Source organism: Paenibacillus caseinilyticus (genome assembly GCF_027533645.1).
Lineage (GTDB): Bacteria > Bacillota > Bacilli > Paenibacillales > NBRC-103111 > Paenibacillus_G > Paenibacillus_G caseinilyticus.
This window is the reverse complement of the sequence record NZ_JAQAGY010000008.1, coordinates 255,151-272,873: the sequence shown is the minus strand read 5'-3', so window position 1 is coordinate 272,873 and position 17,723 is coordinate 255,151. Positions and strand designations below refer to the sequence as shown.

Genomic DNA, 17,723 nt, shown 5'->3' with positions numbered 1-17,723 from the left:
GAATGCGTAATGAACACCGTATTGAAAGCGCCAACAAGGAAGGTCAGGATCCATTTGTTCAAAAAAGCAATTATACTTTTAGCCGCGTTTACATTATTGCTGAACTTTGCACCCAGCACGTACAGCTACGCTAACCAAGCTGCCGATACTTATGAAAATCCAATGATATGGGCGGATGTTCCGGACCCTGATGTGATCAGGGTAGGCGATGCTTATTATATGACCAGCACGACCATGCATATGAATCCCGGGGTTCCGATCATGAAGTCGTATGATCTCATCCATTGGGAAATTGTTAATTACGTGTACGATATCTTGACGGATCATGACGAACAAAGATTGAGTAACGGGAAAAGCGATTATGGCAAAGGCTCGTGGGCAAGCAGCATCCGATATAACAAAGGCAAATATTATGTCACGTTCTCGTCCCTTACAACCCGCAAAACGTATATCTATCAAACGGAAGATATAGAGCATGGTCCATGGACTCGTTCCACTCTAGATTTTCACCACGATATGTCCTTGCTGTTCGATGACGATGGACGCGTGTATTTGGTTGATGGCAGTGGGGACATCCGAATTACGGAATTGAACTCGGATGCAACCGCGGTCAAGGAAGGAGGACTTAGTAAAGTCATTATCCCTAATGCCAGCCAGACTGCAGGTCCCAATATCGGTCTCCCGGCAGAAGGCTCCCATATACAGAAAATTAACGGTAAGTATTATGTATTCCTGATCACTTGGCCTAAGGGTGGCATGCGCACGGAATTGGTGTTCCGGTCCGACCGCATCGATGGTCCATACGAAGGCAAAGTCGCCTTGAGCGATGCGGGAGTTGCTCAAGGCGGAATTATTGATACGGTGGATGGCAATTGGTACGGCCTGTTATTTCAGGATCATGGATCCGTTGGACGTATACCATTCCTGGTTCCAGTGAAATGGGAAGACGGGTGGCCCGTGTTCGGTGTTGACGGCAAAGTCCCTGCGAGTATGCGCCTCCCCGTTCCTGCACCGGCTGGAGAGTCCAGAAGCAGAATCACGGCTTCCGATGAATTTTATCAGAATCCTAAGAGAGTGAATGCTTATCATACCCAGCCGGACGATACAGCCCAAGCTTCGGCTGTGCAGTCGTCTACAGCTGCAAGCGGCGGTAAAGAACTTATCGACAACGGCGGAATGGAGGCGGGTCTGGCCCCGTGGTCGGCTAACGGTGCTGCTGCGGTTGCGTTAACCCAGGAGGAATTTAACAGCGGTTCCAATGGGTTGCATGTCACCGGCCGCAAATTGACAGGGGATGGCCCCAAGCAGGTCATTACCGGTGAAGTGAGCGCGGGTGTCACCTACAAATTCTCCGCCAAAGTGAAGTACACGGAAGGACCGGATCAGAAGCAGTTTAACTTTGATATCCAAAACGGTCCAAGCTGGCAGGGGATCAAGGTTCTCGGATCCGCCACCCTGAAAAAAGGCGAATGGGGCACGATTGAGGGAAGCTATACCCTTCCGTCCGATGCGGATCTCTCTGAGACATTCATCTTTGTTGAAACCCCGTGGTCTGCAGCTCCTGATCCGGTATCTGATTTGATGAATTTCTATGTGGATGACATTTCTTTTTCAGCCTCGTCTGATTCAGTTCTGGAAGGCAGGGCACATGGGGAAAACGACTACAACGGATCGAACTTGGATCTGGTCTGGCAGTGGAACCATAATCCGGACAACACACTGTGGTCCCTTACCGAGCGTCCCGGCTATTTAAGGCTTACGAACGGAAGAAAGAGCACTGATCTTCTCGGTGCCCGAAATACGCTCACCCAAAGAACATTCGGACCGGAAAGCTCCGGAAATATTGCAGTAGATGTAAGCCGCTTGAAAGACGGGGATTATGCGGGTCTTGCCGCCTTGCAGAAAGACTATGGATTTGTCGGTGTGAAAGTGTCCGGAAAATCCAAATCGATCGTCATGGTGAATGGGAGCTCCGGTTCCCCGGAGGAAATCGCAAGTGTTCCTCTGACCCAGGACCGAGTCTATTTTAATATCGACTTTGATTACAAGAATGGTACGGATAAAGCTTATTTCTACTACAGCCTCGACGGTGTGCAGTGGACTGCAATCGGGAACACCCTTCAAATGAAATATAAGCTGGATCATTTTATGGGCTACCGTTTTGCCTTATTCAATTATGCGACCAAAACGACAGGCGGCTTTGCGGATTTTGATTATTTTCGAATCGATGATAAGCTCGCGGGAACGAATTCAACCGCTAAGATCCTGAAAGCTGCGCTGGGAGATGTTCCGAGTGTGATCGGAGTCCCGAATGCCGAGCTAGAAGTTCCGGTCAATATGGAGGCACTGCCGGCAGGAGAATACTCCGAAATTTCGGCATCCTTGAACATCCCGAAATATCTTACAGTGACCGGAGTGGAGTTCAATTCGGGCAATATCACAGGGCACAGCTCGTATACGTATTCCAATCACCGGCTGCAGCTTACTGTAGGCGGGGCAAATGCAGGCTTCTCGAATCAATCCTCCGATTTGTTTGCAACGATCAAACTGAAGGTCGAAGAGTTGGTTCCAGAGGATCAGACCGCAGTCATCCAGACGGACTATATCCATGTTACCGGCGGGAATGCTGTTTATAACGTTCATGCTGCTGCAGCTAACATTGGACTGAAGAAGCTGGATACAGGGGCGATTGCGAAGATCCCCGGTTATTCGAATCCTCTTATGAGCCATAAATTGGGGGCTGACCCGTTCGCTCTTGTTCATGATGGAAGAGTCTACATCTATATGTCCAGCGATGAGTACGAATATGACGGCAGCGGCAAAATCAAAGATAACTCATTCAGTAATCTGAATAGAGTATTCGTAATATCCTCCGCTGATATGGTCAACTGGACGGACCATGGTGCTATTCCGGTGGCTGGACCAAGCGGTATTGCGAAATGGGCCAAATTCTCTTGGGCACCGGCAGCCGCACATAAAAAAATCAATGGCGCAGACAAATTTTTCCTTTATTTTGCCAATGGCGCTGGAGGCATCGGTGTTCTCACAGCGGACAGTCCGATCGGACCTTGGAGCGATCCGCTGGGCCAAGCACTGGTCACAGGCCGTACTCCCGGAGTTCCCGGTGTGGTATGGCTGTTTGATCCGGCTGTCCTGGTAGACGACGATGGATCAGGATATCTGTACTTCGGCGGCGGGATCCCGGGCGAACCGAATTCAACACCAGAGCAGATTGCCCATCCAAAAACAAGCAGAGTCATCAAGCTAGCGGACGATATGATTCACACGGTAGGGTCCGCATCCGAGATTGATGCGCCGTACATGTTTGAAGACTCCGGGATCCACAAGTACAACGGTACATATTATTATTCCTACTGCTCTAACTTTGCCGGTATTCATCCGGATGGGACGCCGCCTCCAGGAGAAATTGCATACATGGTAAGTGACAATCCTATGGGGCCGTTCACTTATGTTTCTCCTATCCTAAAAAATCCATATGAGTTCTTTGGAGTTGGCGGCAATAACCATCATGCGATTTTTCAGTTCAATGACCAGTGGTATGTCGTCTACCATGCCCAAACCGTCAGCAAAGAAATTCTTGGCGATGGCAAAGGGTACCGTTCTCCTCACATCAATAAGGTTGAATTTTATGAGAATGGCTACATGAAAGAGATCAAGGGAGATCGGGAAGGGATCTCTCAGACCGCGAATCTGGATCCATACAAGAGAGTAGAGGCCGAAACCATTGCGTGGAGTGCAGGGATTAGGACGGAAAAGTCCACAGCTCCAGGCAGTCCGGTGGAGAGCAATAATCTGGATGTCACCGATACGAATGATGGAGACTGGGTTGCCGTAGCCAATGCGGATTTTGGCGATAACGGAGCGGCATCCTTTGAAGCCCATGTCGCTTCTATGTCAGGAGGCAAAATCGAACTCCGGCTGGATAGTCCGGTTGGCGAAGTCATAGGGACTCTGGATGTCACGCCTACCGGGGGCAATCAAGAGTGGAAGCTGATGAATACCGCGGTATCTCATGTGAAAGGGATTCACAATGTATTCTTTACCTTCGTTGGAGAAGGCACCGGCAGCTTATTGAACCTGGATTATTGGCAGTTTAAGGCAGGGGACGCGGAGCCTGCATTAGAATCGGTCCATATCCTGGGGGCGGAACCATCCCTTCAAGTGAACGAGATCCGGACCGTAAGCTCTGCGGTTTATCCGGCGACCGTATCCAATCGGACCTATCACTGGGAAGCTGCAGGGAGTATCAGCATCGTGGGCGACAGCAGCCAAGATTCGGTTACGCTCAAAGGAGAATCGGCCGGCACCGGGACGCTGACATTAACTGTCACGGCCGGGGGCGTAGAGAAGAAGGCGGGGACGGAAGTCACCGTCGTTCCCGATTCGCAAACCGCTTCGTACCGTTTGGCCGGGCCAAGCTCCGTCAAGCCAGGTGATTCGTTCGATCTGACCTATGGCCTGTCGAACGTAACCCAGCGTGTCTATGCGGCATCCCTAACCGTTAATTATGACCCGGCCGCACTGGAATATGTAGAGGCCAGCTCTCTTCTTGACGGATTCGCGGTAGTGGGCAGCGCCAAATCGCCTGGCGTGGTGAAGCTGATTGAGGCCGGCACGAGTTCGAACCGTTCGGTAACGGGTACGCTGGACCTGCTCTCGCTGAAGTTCAGAGCATTAAACCAAACCGTAACGACGAATGTGTACGTGACGGGTGTCGTCTTGGCGGACCAATACGGCAATGAGTATCCGCTTTGCAGCGGCAGCGGACACACCATACATATCGGTGTCACCGTTCCAGCAGATAAGACGGAACTAACAGCCCTCCTTACCGAAGCCGCAGCAGCTGCGGCTAACGCCAAGGTGCTGGATCCTGTTTCGCCGCGCTTTGGTTACTATCCGCAATCTGCGGTTGACGCGTTGAATGCTTCCATTGCCGAGGCGGATACAGTGCGTAGCGACGCTAGTGCGTCTCAATCCCAAGTGGATCAGGCCAGAGACGTGCTTGCTCAAGCGTTATCGGAATTCCGCACGAAGGCGAATCAGACGGCAAGCGTCGGGGATTTGGCCATTGTGTCGGCACACTATCATGCGACCAGCAGCGATGTCCAGTGGGAGTCGCTTCGCATGTACGACCTCAATAAGGACAGCAAGCTGGATATCATGGATCTTGCCGCTATGGCCGCACGGATTTTGAACTAAACATCAAGAAGCGGATGGGAGAAGGCCATTGCCTTTATCCCATCCGACTCTATAACGAGAGGGATAGTGAATATGATCCGTCGATTACCTTTGATTGGTTTGGCACTTCTGTTCATCGTAACGCTTCTGCCAGTACCGGCTGCGGCGCAACCTTCGAATGAGTTCGTACTTCGTTCCTCGGCCAGCCGTGTGAAGACTGGAGACAACGTCACGGTTACGGTTGCAGGGAAGGCGCTCTCTGATGTGTACGCAGCCGAAACGGAACTTGTCTTTGATAACGAAAAGCTGCAGTATACCGGCTATACAAGCGGTTTGAGCGGCGAGGCTTTTATCAGGGATCCTGAGGTGAACGGCAATAAAATTTTGCTGGTCTTTACCCTTACAGGATCAAAATCCGGACTGAACGAAGACCGCGATCTATTCACGCTTACGTTCAAAGCCATCCAAGATGGGTCTGCCTCCGTTGCTCTGAATTCTTTGACACCTGTCAACAGTCAACAGCAAAAACTGAACGGAACGATGGGGAGTGCCGCCGCCGTGACGGTTACACCGGGTTCCGGTTCGGGCTCCGGCTCAGGTTCTGGTTCAGGTTCAGGTTCTGATTCTGGTTCTGATTCTGGTTCTGGTTCAGGTTCTGGTTCAGGCCCTAGTTCTGGCTCTGGCTCTAGCTCTGGCTCCCAGCCTTCAACATCAGTGATTTCCCTGGAAGCCACATCATCCAATGGAACGGCTTCCCTGAACGTAAAATCGGCTGACCTTCTCGCAGCAGCCGCATGGTCCAAGGACCGCACAGTAACGATTCAAGTGAAAACATTTTCCGGTGCGAACGAACTTCATGTGAACTTGCCGGCCCATTCGCTCTTGCAGGCGGGTTCGGAAGCAGGCAAGGTAAATAAAGTCAAGGTTCAAGCCGACTTTGGTGCAGTAACGCTGGACCTGGGTGTATTGAAAAATAGCAGCATTACGGAATCCTCCAACCTGAAATTATCGATCGCCAAGGTAGACCCGGCTAAGCTTCCGCAGGAGGTACGGGACAGAACGGGAACAGCTGTCGTATATGATTTTAACTTGAGTCTGGATGGCAAGAAGATTACCGGCTTCCAAGCGAACGATATCAAAGTGGAATGGCCATATACATTGGCGCCTGGTGAGAAGCCGAATCAGATCGTAATTTACTATATTACGGAGGACGGCAAGCTCGAGGTTGTTAAAAATGGCCGGTACAATGCTTCCACCGGGAAGGTCGAATTCAGCCCTAAGCATTTCAGCAAGTACTTGGCTAACTATGCACAAGTTTCCTTCCGGGATCTAGGGGGTTATCCATGGGCAAACGAGGCTGTGCTTGGCTTGGCGGCACGGGAAGTGGTGAATGGAAGAGGGGAGGGGCAATTTGTTCCGGAAGGACAGGTAACGAGAGCCGAGTTCGTCAAGATCCTTGTTCAGCTCTTCGATCTGGAAGATTCGACGGCTGAAGCCGCTTTCTCGGATACGAAGGATCCAGGCGTTTGGTATTACAGCTCGATTGCTTCCGCCCAGAAGCTGGGTCTCGTACAAGGAAAAGAAGATGGAAGCTTCGGCGTAAACGACCCAATCAGCCGCGAGGATATGGCGGTGCTCCTTAACCGGGCCGTAAAGATGATAAGTTCTACAGGCGTTCAACCGGGCGGCAAGGCTGCAGACTTCGTTGACGAGGCTCAGATTGCGGATTATGCCAAGGAGGCTGTCGCCGCCGTACAGCAAGCAGGCTTGATGGATGGGATGGCGGAGGGGCATTTTGTGCCGAAGGGCCAATCGACCAGAGCCCAGGCTGCTGCGGTCATGTATAGAATGTATCAGGCATTGCAGTAGGCCAGAACGAGACGGGATACCATTAGGAAAATATAGGTACAACCGAAGGAAGAAAACCTCGAAAACAGCGCAAATCCCGCCTGTCCGGAAGTATGCTTGCCGGACAGGCGGGATTTGCTTCGCAACCCGATGCACCCGCTCTAACCGATGCTTCCAAGGTTCCCTCGCTGGAGTTTGAGTATCATCTCCTGGATAGTATTGGCCAAGGAAATAAACAAAGTCGTTGTTTATTGACTGTACGTTCATTCATAATTGTTTTATACTCAGATAGGGATCCCTTAATCTGGAAAGGAGAATGGATATGGAATTAAGTTATACGACTTATGGAAGCGGCCCAGCGATCGTTTTGATACACAGCGGCGGAGTGGATTCGAGGGAGTGGCTTGAGCTCATCCCCCTCCTTGCCAGGTCACACCGGGTCGTGACTTATGACGCCCGTGGAACGGGTCGGTCCCCCGCCCCGCAAGAACCGATTGATCTTATACATGATTTGTCTGAGCTGCTGGACCATCTGCAGCTGGATCGAGTTACTCTTGTTGGCCATTCCATAGGCGGGGAGGTGGCAACGAACTTTACGTTGTCTTATCCGGAGAGAGCTCAGCACCTGATCGTTGTCGCACCTTCTTTGACGGGATTCGCCTTTTCGGACACTTATACAGGCTGGATGCAGCAATTGAATTCACTTGCTCCGGATATTGGCCGGATGATCCAGTTCTCATTGGCTGGCCCCATATACCAAACGGTCATGGCGAGCGACTATCGAGACTTCTTTATTGAAATGCACACCGAATACTTCACGCGTGTCTTTACGGAGTGGCGGAGCTTCGAACTGATCTGGCCGCAGCCGCCGGCTGTTGAAAGGCTGGAGCAGATTGCGGTGCCTGTTCTGTTCGTGGACGGAACAGTTGAATGGAGCGATATGTCCAATATAGCGGAGGCGTTCAAGCGAGTGCCCCGGACTGCTTTCGCCAGGCTGGAAGGCGCGGATCACATGATCCCGCTGACACACGCCAAGGAGCTTGCTGCGCATATTCGTTCTTTCTTAGAAGCAACACCCAACAGGAATTGAGGGGGTAATATAGCTGAATAAACAACCAGGACGAAGCTGCCGGTACACGACCGGCAGCTTCGTTACGTTGAGGGCACTTTCCTTCTGCCCTGGCAGTAGGTAGGTATGCCCCCCATGAACAAAGTCGGGGGAGAAGCAGTAGAATTCCGTGCGGTTCAGAATCAATACATTCCCATAAAGTTAATCAATAAACTTATAGTTGACGAAAATTGGCTGCCATGTGCATAATGTGGGTATGTTCATGTTTTTATAGTTAATTAATTAACTTTGTAGGAAACAATTAAAAGCGATACGGAGGAGATGGAACGATGTCGGAGCAGCTTCGCACGGAATATCCGAGACCGCAGTGGGTTAGAGAGCAGTGGGTTAATTTGAACGGGGAATGGGAATTTGAATACGATGATGCGGCCGAAGGGGATAGGCAGCAGTGGCATAAGGGAGACCGCCCGTTGTCCAGGCGCATTCAGGTGCCCTTTGCGTTCCAGAGCAAGCTGAGCGGCATCGGCGAGCCTGACTTCCACGATGTGGTATGGTACCGGCGCAAGCTGGCTCTGCCCCCGTCGTTCCAAGGCAAGCGTGTGCTGCTGCACTTCGGCGCAGTGGATTACGAAGCATCGGTATGGATCAACGGCTCGTTGGCGGCGCGTCACACCGGAGGGCATACGCCGTTCCATGCGGACATTACCGACGCGCTTCAAGACGGCGAGAACGTACTTGTGGTCAAGGCGGTGGATTACAGCCGGGACGTCACGCTGCCGCGGGGCAAGCAGTACTGGCTGTCGGATTCGGCCAGCATATTCTATACGAGAACGACAGGGATCTGGCAGACGGTATGGATGGAGGCCGTAGAGCCCGTTCATCTGCATAAAGTCAAAATGACGCCCGACATCGACCGGAACGAAATCGAGATCCGCAGCTTCATTAAAGGCTGCGAGGCTGGTGCAGACCTCCGGCTGAAGGTGGAGGTCACCTTCGCTGGGAAGTGCATTGCCGAGGATGTTTACCGCGTAACGGGCAGGACGCAGGCCCGCAAGATCCGGCTCGATGACTTCAACGACCATGGGCTTGGCCGCTGGTGGACCCCGGAGAAGCCGAATCTGCACGATGTCACCTTCACCCTGCTGCAGGGGGAGAATGTGCTTGATACCGTCCAAAGCTACTTCGGCATGCGCAAGATCTCCATCGAAAGCGGCAGATTGTGTCTCAATAACCGTCCGTACCTGATGAAATTGGTGCTGGACCAAGGGTACTTCCCGGACGGCAACCTCACGCCCCCAAGTGACGAGGCGATCAAGGGGGATGTCGAGCTGACTAAGGCGATGGGCTTCAACGGGGCGAGAAAGCACCAGAAGCTGGAGGATCCGCGCTATCTGTATTGGTGCGACAAGCTGGGCCTGCTCGTCTGGAGCGAGGCGGCCAATGCTTATGCGTATTCGGAGGAATACGTACAGCGCTTTACGGGCGAATGGCTGGAGTCGGTGGAGCGGGATTACAATCATCCGTCGATCGTGGCCTGGGTGCCGCTCAACGAAAGCTGGGGCGTGCCGAATATCCAGATCGACAAGCAGCAGCAGCAGCACGCGCTGACGATGTACCATCTGACGAAGTCGCTGGATCCGATGCGGCCGGTCGTCTCCAACGATGGCTGGGAGCTCGTGACGACGGATCTGTTCAATATCCACGACTATGAATGGAAGCGTGAAGTGCTGGAAGAGCGTTACAGCACGGCGGAGAAGGCTGTCCATGCGATGCCGGCGAACCGCAGGCTTGCCGTAGAAGGCTTCCCTTATGCCGGCCAGCCGATCCTGGTGACCGAGTTCGGCGGGATCGCCTTCAAGAAGAGCGATTGGGAGGGCTGGGGCTATTCGGGCGCCGAGAATGAAGAAGACTTCGAAGCCCGACTGCGGAGCGTCATCCAGCCGATGCTCCAGTCGCCTGTCGTGCAGGGCTACTGCTATACCCAGCTGACAGATGTGGAGCAGGAGATCAACGGGCTGCTGACCTACGACCGCAAGCCGAAGATTCCGCTGGAGACGATCAAGCGCATCAATAACGGTCTGTAATCCCGGCCTGATCAATCCATAACCGCCGTTAGGAGGCATCCCCTGTCTATGAACGCCAGAGCCTATCAAGAGACCTACCATGGTGAACCCGCGGTCTGGCTGGAGGCCGGCCCCTATGAGGCCGCCGTCCTGCCGGGAGTCGGGGCGAACCTGATTGCTTTCGGCGACAAGACCAAGCATTATGCTTATCTCTTCCTCCGGAAGAGATAGGACTGTACGCGCTTGAACCCGGAGGGATCTGGGAGGAGTCTTCACGCTTGTATGTGATTCCCGGGGCGCTGACCGTAGGCAGCGAATAGATTGAATAGAATGGAACCAAGCCAAGAGACCGGCCGCCGCCCGGCACTCTTGGCTTGGTTGGCGTTGTCTTCGCCTCTTGAAGCCTGCCGCCTGGCCGACTCCTAGAAATATGTCCATATCCTCCAATGCGACGTCATGGTTCGGGCAGCCGGCAAGCCGTACGATGGAGAGGCAGAAGAGAAGCCCGGCCGAGTCCCTGCAAGGAAGGGCTTCACCATAACCAGATTATGAATCGAATTCATTCATCCAATCACATCTTGGGAGGTCCTATTATGGCACCGAAACGATCGTTCCTCACCCGCTCCATCCCTGCCGCGAGCCTGCTGCTTGCCGCATCGCTGGCTCTGTCCGCTTGTGCGAAGACCGAACCGGCCCCGGCCGCCGGAGCAGGCCAATCTCCTTCGGAAGGCAGTACGGCCGCAGCGGGCAAAGTAAAGCTTACCTACTGGACTCCGTTCAGCGGTGGAGACGGCGATTTCATGAACGAGATGGTCAAGAAATTCAATGAAGAAAGCAAGGACACGCAAGTGGAGATCCTCAATTCCCGTTCCGAAGATTATTATACGAAGCTGCAGACTTCGATGATGTCCAGCCAAGCGCCTGATGTGGCCGTGATGCACTCGGCACGTCTTCCGCAATATGTGCCTGCCGGGCAGCTCAGCACCTTGGATGAGCTTGCCGGGAGCGCGGGGGTGAGCTGGGGAGACTTTAACGGCAATATCCTGAGTTCTACCGTATACGACGGCAAGCATTACTCCATTCCGCTCGATACCCACACCTTGGTCATGTACTACAACACCAAGTACCTGGAGCAGGCCGGTGTATTGAAGGACGGCAAGCCGGTGCTGGAATCCTCGCCGGAAGGCTTCGTGAACTTCCTGCAGAAGATCAAGGATTCCGTACCCAAGGACGTAGCGCCGCTAGCACAGCCCAATGTCCGGATCGACTCCTACTGGATGTTCTGGGGCTTTTACAACCAGCTGAAGGACGGAGGCAAGTTCTATGCGGAGGACGGCAAGAAGGGCGCATTGAACAATCCGGCAGCCCTGAAGGCACTGGAGTATGTCAACTCGCTGTATACGAAGGAACTCATCCCGCCGAACATCAATGATGCGTTCAAGCTGTTCCTGGACGGCAAAGCGGCGGTGCTGGTGACCGGCGTATGGGGAACGGGCGCCTTCGAGAATGCCAAGGGACTGGAATTCGGTGTGGTCCCTATGCCCCAGATCTATGACCAGCCTGCGACTTGGGGGGATTCCCACACGCTCGTGCTGCCGAAGCATACTCAGGATGATCCGGCGAAGCAAAAAGCCGCGCTTGCGTTCTCGAACTGGCTGGCCCAGCACGGAGCGATGTGGGCTAAGGCCGGCCACATTCCGGCTGTAACCAAAGTAGCCCAGAGCGACGAGTTCAAGGCCCTGAAGCACCGCGGAGATTACATCGATTCCGCCAACTTCGTTAAGTACTGGCCGCGTAACCCGAAGCAGGGACAGATCAACGACGAGATCGTCAAGGAGTTCGAGAAGATGATGTTCAAGAAGCAGGATGCCGCGGCCACCTTGAAGAATGCGGACGCGATCATCGAGAAACTGAACGGCAAGTAATCCGGAGCTTAAGCTTAAGCGGAGCGCCTTGAATGCGGGAGGCCTCTGCTTCCTTTAGATCCGGGTCTTTCCTAAGAGCCATGCTGGAACACAGACAAAGATTTGGAAGGAGACGAAAGAAGGAATGACCACTTCACAGAGAAGCGGATGGACCGGATTTTTCATGGTTGTGCCTTATCTGTTGTTTTTTTCTGCATTTTCGCTGCTGCCTATTCTCTACGGATTCCGGATCAGCTTCTACGAGTGGACCTTGATCGGCGAGCGGAAGTTCGTCGGCCTGCACAATTATGCCAGCCTGTTCACGGATGAGGAGTTTCTGAGCAATACGTGGCATACGGTTATGTTCGCGATGGTGTCCGTCCCGCTGCTGTCCGCCCTGGGCTTGTTCCTCGCTCTGCTGGCGAACGGACTCGTACGGGGGCAGACGCTGTTCCGTGCGGCGGTATTCCTGCCGATGCTGCTGTCCGTCTCGGTCATCTCGAGCATCTGGGTGATCTTCCTGCAGCCTTATACGGGACTCATAAGCCAAGTGCTCGGCAGGCTGGGAGCATCCGAGGAGATCTATTGGCTGTCCGATCCCGTGCTGGCCTGGGTATCCATCATCCTATCCACGCTGTGGTGGACGGTCGGATTCGTCTTTATTCTATACCTGGCGGGCCTGCAGGATATTCCGGCGACCCATTATGAAGCGGCGAAGATGGAAGGGGCGAGCCGCTTGGAGAGCTTCCGGTATATCACATTCCCCTCCTTGTCGCGCGTAACTGTGCTCGTCGTCGTGCTCCAGACCATCTCGTCCTTCAAAATATTCGGGCAGTCCAAGCTGATCACCCAGGGAGGGCCCGCGGGGTCGACCAAGACGATGGTATTCTCGATTTACGAAAAAGGATTTCAGTATTTTGAGCTCGGCTATGCTTCGGCGATATCGTTCGTGCTCCTGCTGATTATTCTGCTGATATCCATGCTGCAGTTCACGCTGCTGCGTGAACGATAAGAGGAGGGAACCGTATGATAGACCGAATCTGGCAGACGGGGGTCCGGTTCGTGGCCGTCGTCACAGCCGTCCTGTTCCTGACACCGGTGGTATGGATGCTGACGCTGTCCCTCAAGCCGGAGGGCGGCTCCTTATTCCGTTTCACTGACGGATGGAGTGTGGACCTCACGCTCGATAACTACCGCAAGGTGCTCAGCGAAGCGCCGATCTTCGGCTGGATGGGCAACTCGCTGATCGTAGCGGGATGCACGACCGCGCTGATTGTGCTGCTGGGCTCTATGGCGGCTTACGCCTTCTCGAGGCTGCCGTTCGCCGGCAGCAAGCTGCTCTTCGTGCTGTTCCTCTCCGGGATGATGATCCCTTCCGAGGCGACACTGATTCCCCTGTATTTGATCATGAAAGAGTATGGTCTCCTCGGCAGCCTCACTTCCCTGATTCTGCCGGCCGTCGCAGCTCCACTGGGGATCTTCGTCATGAAACAGTTCTTTGACGGTCTGCCCAAGGAGCTTGAGGAGGCGGCACGCATGGATGGCGCCGGCCCCCTCCGCATCTGGTTCTCGCTCTTCCTGCCTCTCTCCCGTCCGGCGATGGGGGCGCTCGGGATCTTCACGTTCATCGGCTCGTGGAATGATTTTGTGTGGCCTTTGATTTCGATCTCCGACAAGGCCTACATGACGATTACCCTGGGGCTGCCGGCATTCCAGAGCGCATACGTCCAGCAGTACGGTCTGCCGATGACCGCCAATGCACTGGCTACGCTTCCGGTGCTGCTGGTCTTTATTTTCTTCCAGAAGCAGATTATCCAGGGGATTGCTTTCACGGGGGGCAAGGAAGGGTAACGTCTCCATATAATAGGATAGAGTCTCCAAGCCTTCCGTGATGGCCGCGGAAGGCTTGTTATGTTGTTGGGGCAGCTGCACAGGGGATGCCGCAGGGAGGCTGCGTACAGGCGCGGCGGATGAAGCAGCACTGGAAGAGACTGGCCGTTCTCATTCGGGGTCCCGAGACGCTTGCCCGGCGGCTCTTTCACCATGCAAGGCTGCTTTGACTGTGGGAGGAACGGGATGGATTCATAAAAGAATGTCCTGTTTTCCATTCAAAATGTCCTGTTTTTGCGGCTGCAATTGGGATACCCTACTTGTAAGCCCTTTAAGTAAACGGTTTCATGAAAACGAATGGGCAAGAGAGGAGGGATCAGGCTTCCGAGAGTTCCCCATACTGACTATCTTGCAAGCAGAGGAGACTACGGCTATGAACAAGTGGATGAAAGGTTTGTTCTTAGGGATCGCGCTTCTGACTTCCGTTCCGGCGCAGAACACAATGGCTGCCGGTACATACATCATGGACGGTGCGGACCCCAGCATCATCAAGGAAAGCGGAATGTATTATTCGGTCCAGTCGGACAACAACGGCATTCACCTGCGCAGGTCGGATACCTTAACCGGATTGAATTCATTCTCAACCCAGACGACGGTCTGGTGGAAGCCTGCGGACCTTCAGCAGATATGGGCCCCCGATCTGGTGAAGATCAACAACGAATACTGGATTTTCTTCGCCGCCTCTCCCGGACAGCCCGCGGAGTCCTTCGATGCCTTGAATGCCAGGCACCGCACGTACGCGCTGAAGAGCTCGAGTCCAGGCGGCCCCTATACTTATATGGGCAAAGTACAGCTGCCAGATGACAAATGGTCGATCGACGCCACGGTAGTATCCTACGACTACAAGCACTATATCGTCTGGTCCGGCTGGGCGGGCGATACGAACGGTGAGCAGAACATTTATATCGCCCAGGTGGACGTCAATAATCCGATGGCCATGCTCTCCGGGCGCAAGATCGTGTCCCAGCCCAGAGAGGCTTGGGAGCTGAAGGATCCGAACCCGCCGGCGCGGATCAATGAAGGGCCGCAGCCCATAGTGAAGGACGGACGCCTGCTCATCGCCTTCACGGCCAATGGCAGCTGGGGCAGCAACTACTGTCTTGGGTATGTCAGGCTGAAGGCGGGCGGCGATCCGCTCAATGTCACGCATTATGCCAAGTCCGACGCCTGCAAATTCCAATCGAGCAGCTCTATTCTGGGGCCTGGTCATCACAGCTGGATTCTGCAGGGGCTGTATGACATAGGGCTCATGGCATACCATGGCGTACCAGCGAGTCAGGCGGGGACGGGGGACTGGTGGCAGGCACGCGACATTCTCTATAAGTCCTTCTCCTGGACGAACGCGAACATGTGGCATTCTTGGGAGAACCGCAATGATTACGGCCCCGTGCCTGTGCTGGGAGAGCCGTAATTCCAGGCACTCCGGGCCGAACGGATAACAGGATCGGATTGTCTTCTAACAGCACCGGCAAGAAGCGTACAGCGCTTCCCGCCGGTGCTGTTTGCGGTTATGCGCTTCAAGATGGCATAGCGGACATCAAACATGGTAGCATAAGCTGAAGAAGAGCCCGAGGCGCTGGTCCAAGGCTCGCTGCGTTGGCCGCAGCCCGGCGTGCCCGCCGTGTTGGCCGCAGCCCGGCGTGCCCGCCGTGTTGACAACGGACGTCAAGATGGCTTTAATAAAACACATCATACGGTGATAGGAGCAGTTCGATGATATACCGCAGTATGGAAGAGTGCGTCAATGACCTGGAGAAGCACGGACATTTGGTCCGCATTACGGAAGAGGTGGATCCTTACCTGGAGATGGCGGCGATTCACCTGAAGGTGCACGAGGCCGGCGGCCCGGCCCTGCTCTTCGAGAAGGTGAAGGGTTCGAAGTTCCGCGCCGTCTCGAACCTGTTCGGCACTGTGGAGCGCAGCCGGTTCCTGTTCCGGCAGACGTGGGATGCCGTAGAGAAAGTGATCGCCACGCGCAGCGACCCGGTGCAGGCGCTGAAGCAGCCCGTCCGGAACATCGGCACGGCCCTGGCAGCGCTGAATGCCTTGCCGCTGAAGAAGTCCAGCGGGCTGCCGGTAACCTCGCAGGAGATCCGGATCTCCGATCTGCCGTTCATTCACCACTGGCCAATGGATGGCGGCGCATTCGTCACCCTGCCGCAGGTGTACTCGGAGGACCCGGACAAGCCCGGCATCATGAATGCGAATCTCGGCATGTACCGGATCCAGCTCAGCGGCAATGAGTATGAACCCGACCGGGAGATCGGCGTGCACTATCAGATCCACCGGGGCATCGGCGTCCACCAGGACAAGGCCAACCGGCGGGGCACCCCGCTGAAGGTGAGCTGCTTCATCGGGGGGCCGCCCGCACATACGCTATCGGCGGTCATGCCGCTGCCGGAGGGGATCAGCGAGCTGACCTTTGCGGGACTGCTGTCCGGCCGCCGGTTCCGCTACAGTTATCAGGACGGCTTCTGCATCAGCAACGACGCGGACTTTGTGATCACAGGCGAGCTCCATGCGGGCGAGACCAAGCCGGAAGGGCCATTCGGCGACCATCTGGGATATTACAGCCTCACCCATCCGTTCCCCGTGCTGAGAGTACATAAGGTCTACGCCAGGCCCGGCGCCATCTGGCCGTTCACGGTCGTGGGCCGGCCGCCGCAGGAAGATACCGCGTTCGGGCAGCTGATCCATGAGCTGACAGGCGATGCGATCAAGCAGGAGATCCCCGGGGTCAAAGAGGTTCACGCGGTGGATGCGGCTGGTGTCCATCCGCTGTTGTTCGCGGTCTGCAGCGAGCGGTATACCCCTTACCAAGCGGTCAAGCGCCCGGCGGAGCTGCTGACCATCGCGAACCGGATCCTCGGGACAGGACAGCTCAGCCTCGCCAAATATTTGTTCATCACGGCGGAAGACCGGGAACCGGTCGACAGCCATGACGTGGCCGGGTTCATGACCTATATTCTGGAGCGTCTCGATCTTCACAGGGACATTCACTTCCATACGCATACGACGATCGATACGCTGGATTATTCGGGCACAGGTCTCAACAGCGGCAGTAAGGTGGTCTTCGCGGCCTACGGCGATAAGAAGCGGGAGCTGTGCCGCGAAGTGCCAGAGGCGCTTAAGGCGATCAGGGGATACGGGAATCCCCGCCTCGTGATGCCGGGCGTCGTAGCGATTCAGGGACCGTCCTTCGCAAGTTACGAGGACGCGCAGCAGGAGCTTGCAGGGTTGTGCGAGGCGATAGGCGAGATCCCCTCGTGCCCCATGATCATCCTGTGCGATGACAGCGACTTCGTGGGCGCGGCGCTGAACAATTTCCTGTGGGTCACCTTTACGCGCAGCAATCCGTCCCATGACATCTATGGTACGAATAGTTCCTACGCGTACAAGCACTGGCAGTGCGACAATCTAGTGATCGACGCGCGGATCAAGCCCCACCATGCGCCGCCGCTCATCCCCGATCCCGATGTCGAGAAGCGCATCGAGCGCTTGTTCGTGAAGGGGGCGAGCTTGGGAGGCCTCGGCCTGCTGTAGCCGCTAACCGTTCCAAGGCAGAATCATTTGTCCATGGAACGGTTTTTTCGATAGATAAGAATTTATACCTCGCCAGGGCACGGGTGGTGAAGTGGAATACTGAAGTGGAATTCATCTTACGCGCCCAAGGGATTGCGGCATATGCCAGGAAATACAAGCGAATCTGCGCGAGAGCCTGTGTTATGATGTAGCAGCCCCAAGAAAACG

The 17,723-nt window shown here is 54.7% G+C and carries 10 protein-coding genes; all 10 read left to right on the top strand.

Annotated elements, in window-relative coordinates:
• Window positions 1–9: 9 nt before the first annotated feature.
• The 10 genes from O9H32_RS14865 to O9H32_RS14820 all read left to right on the top strand — a co-directional run bounded on the left by O9H32_RS14865 (window position 10) and on the right by O9H32_RS14820 (window position 17,516).
• Complete coding sequence (locus O9H32_RS14865; RefSeq protein WP_269866889.1) at window positions 10–5,220, top strand: family 43 glycosylhydrolase; 5,211 nt, start codon at window positions 10–12, stop codon at window positions 5,218–5,220.
• 72 nt (window positions 5,221–5,292) lie between these two features.
• Complete coding sequence (locus O9H32_RS14860) at window positions 5,293–7,068, top strand: S-layer homology domain-containing protein (protein ID WP_269866888.1); 1,776 nt, start codon at window positions 5,293–5,295, stop codon at window positions 7,066–7,068.
• A 295-nt stretch (window positions 7,069–7,363) separates the two neighbouring features.
• Entirely contained in the window at window positions 7,364–8,137 is a 774-nt protein-coding gene (locus O9H32_RS14855) for an alpha/beta fold hydrolase (protein WP_319946936.1), read from the top strand.
• A 308-nt stretch (window positions 8,138–8,445) separates the two neighbouring features.
• Window positions 8,446–10,200: a glycoside hydrolase family 2 protein gene (locus O9H32_RS14850; RefSeq protein WP_269866886.1), complete on the top strand. Its 1,755-nt coding sequence runs from the start codon at window positions 8,446–8,448 to the stop codon at window positions 10,198–10,200.
• A 48-nt stretch (window positions 10,201–10,248) separates the two neighbouring features.
• The gene (locus O9H32_RS14845; protein WP_406627320.1) at window positions 10,249–10,410 is read left to right on the top strand and encodes a hypothetical protein; all 162 of its coding nucleotides are present in this window, start codon (window positions 10,249–10,251) and stop codon (window positions 10,408–10,410) included.
• A 362-nt stretch (window positions 10,411–10,772) separates the two neighbouring features.
• Window positions 10,773–12,104 (top strand): ABC transporter substrate-binding protein, encoded by a 1,332-nt coding sequence (locus O9H32_RS14840; RefSeq protein WP_269866885.1) that lies wholly within the window; start codon window positions 10,773–10,775, stop codon window positions 12,102–12,104.
• Window positions 12,105–12,228: 124 nt separating this feature from the next.
• On the top strand, window positions 12,229–13,095 hold the full coding sequence (locus O9H32_RS14835) for a carbohydrate ABC transporter permease (protein ID WP_269866884.1): 867 nt from the start codon (window positions 12,229–12,231) through the stop codon (window positions 13,093–13,095).
• A gap of 14 nt (window positions 13,096–13,109) precedes the next feature.
• On the top strand, window positions 13,110–13,934 hold the full coding sequence (locus O9H32_RS14830) for a carbohydrate ABC transporter permease (RefSeq protein WP_269866883.1): 825 nt from the start codon (window positions 13,110–13,112) through the stop codon (window positions 13,932–13,934).
• A 412-nt stretch (window positions 13,935–14,346) separates the two neighbouring features.
• On the top strand, window positions 14,347–15,384 hold the full coding sequence (locus O9H32_RS14825; protein WP_269866882.1) for a glycoside hydrolase family 43 protein: 1,038 nt from the start codon (window positions 14,347–14,349) through the stop codon (window positions 15,382–15,384).
• A gap of 302 nt (window positions 15,385–15,686) precedes the next feature.
• Window positions 15,687–17,516 carry a UbiD family decarboxylase gene (locus O9H32_RS14820; protein ID WP_406627319.1) on the top strand — a complete coding sequence of 610 codons (1,830 nt, stop codon included), beginning with the start codon at window positions 15,687–15,689 and terminating at the stop codon, window positions 17,514–17,516.
• Window positions 17,517–17,723 lie beyond the last annotated feature (207 nt).